The 2571-nt window shown below is 69.9% G+C and carries 4 protein-coding genes and 1 tRNA gene; 1 reads left to right on the forward strand and 4 read right to left on the reverse strand.

The annotated features are described in order from the left end of the window. Positions 1-164: 164 nt before the first annotated feature. The 3 genes from ABT08_RS11665 to ABT08_RS11675 all read right to left on the reverse strand — a co-directional run bounded on the left by ABT08_RS11665 (position 165) and on the right by ABT08_RS11675 (position 1083). On the reverse strand, positions 165-521 hold the full coding sequence (locus ABT08_RS11665) for a HepT-like ribonuclease domain-containing protein (RefSeq protein ID WP_056206693.1): 357 nt from the start codon (positions 519-521) through the stop codon (positions 165-167). Further along, complete coding sequence (locus tag ABT08_RS11670) at positions 518-961, reverse strand: helix-turn-helix domain-containing protein (RefSeq protein WP_268768687.1); 444 nt, start codon at positions 959-961, stop codon at positions 518-520. Before ABT08_RS11670 ends, ABT08_RS11665 begins: the two co-directional genes overlap by 4 nt. A 48-nt stretch (positions 962-1009) precedes the next feature. Next, positions 1010-1083 (reverse strand) — tRNA-Gly (locus tag ABT08_RS11675). Between the two features lie 79 nt (positions 1084-1162). On the opposite strand from ABT08_RS11675, the gene dcd reads away from it, so the two are divergent. Beyond that, entirely contained in the window at positions 1163-1768 is a 606-nt protein-coding gene (dcd, locus tag ABT08_RS11680; RefSeq protein ID WP_045245850.1) for a dCTP deaminase, read from the forward strand. On the opposite strand, the gene ABT08_RS11685 is transcribed toward dcd, so the two are convergent. Continuing rightward, a complete protein-coding gene (locus ABT08_RS11685) occupies positions 1769-2362 on the reverse strand; it encodes a flavin reductase family protein (protein WP_045245851.1) in 594 nt (197 codons plus the stop codon). Positions 2363-2571: the final 209 nt, after the last annotated feature.

Consider the following 2571-nt stretch of genomic DNA (forward strand, 5'->3'; position numbering starts at 1 on the left):
GTCGCGGCCGCCGCCGCTCTGCTGCTCGCCCTGGTCGTGATCGGGTACCTCGCGATCCGCAGGCTGCGCCTCGCCTGGTGGCAGCGGCTCGTCGCCCTGGGCGCGGAGGCCCTGCTCGGTGTGCTGACCGCCGGACTGCAGCTGCTCGCGCACGGGTGAGGGCGTCAGTCGACGACACCCGCGATCAGCACCTCAATGAGGTAAGCCCGGAGCGCCGGGATGTCGCGCACGAGAGTGCGCCAGACGCGGCGTGGATCGAGATCGTCGTACTGATGCGCGGCAAAGTTGCGCATGTCGATGATCTGCCGCCATGGCTGCCCGTCGAACCGCTCGCGAATAGCAGGTGGGATGCGTCCGATGGCCTCGCCGATGCGGATGAGACCCATCTCTGCTGCCCATTGCGCACGCAGGTCTGCGACGAAGGCGTCTTGCCCGCCCGCCACGATCTCAGCGAGCACGTCACACACCGCCACCACCCGTCGTGCGGCATCATGCGCCTTCTGCGCATCGCGCGCGGTCACAGCGCGACTGCCTCGCGCAGAATGCGCTCGCGGATATCGCCGTGCAACGCATCCGCCCCAACGACGTCGACCTCCACCTGCAGGAGGTCGGTGAGGGCGATGCGCAAACCGACCTCGTCGAGCAGCGTGGCCTCGTCGGTGAAGTCGACGAGCAGATCGACATCGGATGCCCCGTGGGCGCTGCCGCGGGCGACGGAACCGAAGAGCCGCGGGGTCGTCGCGTGGTACGCGGGGAGGAGCCTCAGGATCTCGTCGCGGTGGCGAGCGACGCGCTCGGAGGCCGTCGCGGCGAGTGCTGTGCGAATGCGTTCGACGACGGCGCCACTGGGCGAACGACGACCGTTCTCGTAGGCCGAGAGGTTGGGTTGCGAGACCTGGGAGGCCAGAGCGAGCTGCGACTGACTCATGCCCGCCGCTTCCCGTTGCGCCCTGATGTCCACGGCGCCAGGGTACCCGAGAGTTATCGCGGGCGATATAGGTGTAGAAGGTGGAGGGGCTGACGGGAATCGAACCCGCGCTGTCTGCTTGGGAAGCAGAAGTTCTGCCATTGAACTACAGCCCCGAGGCGGCGTGACCGCCGGGATGACGCCTGACGGCGCCTCGCCAGCATAGCAACCGCGCCCGGCGGCTACGCTGATCGCGTGCTGCTCTCCGATCGCGACATCCGGTCTGAACTCGACTCCGCCCGCATCGGCCTGGAGCCCTCGGATGCCTCGATGGTGCAGCCGTCGAGCGTCGACGTGCGCCTCGACCGCTACTTCCGGCTGTTCGACAACCACAAGTACCCGTTCATCGATCCGGCGGTCGATCAGCCCGAGCTGACCCGTCTCATCGAGGTCGCCCCCGACGAGCCGTTCATCCTGCACCCGGGCGAGTTCGCGCTCGGGTCGACGTTCGAGCGCGTCACCCTGCCCGACGACATCGCGGCCCGCCTCGAGGGCAAGTCGTCGCTCGGACGCCTCGGCCTGCTCACCCATTCGACCGCCGGCTTCATCGACCCCGGCTTCACCGGGCACGTGACCCTCGAGCTCTCGAACGTCGCGACGCTGCCCATCAAGCTGTGGCCGGGCATGAAGATCGGCCAGCTGTGCTTCTTCCGCCTGTCGTCGCCGGCCGAGAACCCCTACGGCTCCGGCGCGTACGGCAACCGCTACCAGGGGCAGCGCGGCCCGACCGCGTCGCGGTCGTTCCAGAACTTCCACCGCACCGACGTCAGCATCACCGACGCCGGGTCGCCCGGGGCCTGATCAGCGCACGGGGCCGTCGATGCGGGATGCCTCATCGAGTCGGTGCCACGTGCGGTTGTGGTACACCAGCGCGTCGCCGGGGTCGCCCGCGGCGACATCGCGGTTGATGCTCGCTTGCAGAGCGTGCGCGGCGATCACGGTGGAGCCGCCGGCATCCATCCGGTTGATGATGCGGCACCGCACCCACGCCCGCACTCCGTGGTAGACGGCTTCGCCCGTGGTGAGCTTCGACCAGGCGTCGGTGTCCGCGAAGCGGTCGACACCGCTGGTGGCGCCGAGGCGTGCGAGGTCGAGGTCGTGCACGTCGAGGAAGTGCACCACGACGGTGTCGGCGGCCATGATGGTCGGCGTCGCCGATGACGTGGCCGAGACCGAGAAGATCAGCAGGGGCGGGTCGGCGCTCACCGAGGCGACCGACGTCGCTGTCAGCGCGACGGGTCCGTCGCCCGCATCGGCGGTGATCACGGCGACCCCACCGGGGTGCCCGCGGAACAGTGCCTTGAAGTCGTCGGCGCCGAGCGACTCCGCGACGGCACGGCGCTGGTCGGCCGGTTCGAGCGGGGTCGTGGGCTGGGGGTCGGGCACAGCGGTCATGTCATCCACGGTAATGGCCGTGCGAGGGGGTCGGACGCGTCACCGACATGCGGCGCAACGTCCGACCCCGTCGCGGGTCAGTCACGGTCGGATGCCGCGTCCCGCGCGCCTTGCGCGTCGGGACGACGGTCGCCGCGCTCGCCGTGGCCATGGTGCCCCGCATGGGCGGCGCACTCGCCGCGGCCCAGGTCCTCGCCGAACCGGCGGTG

The sequence above is a fragment of the Microbacterium sp. SCN 71-21 genome (genome assembly GCF_001725695.1).
GTDB classification, from domain to species: domain Bacteria; phylum Actinomycetota; class Actinomycetes; order Actinomycetales; family Microbacteriaceae; genus Microbacterium; species Microbacterium ginsengisoli.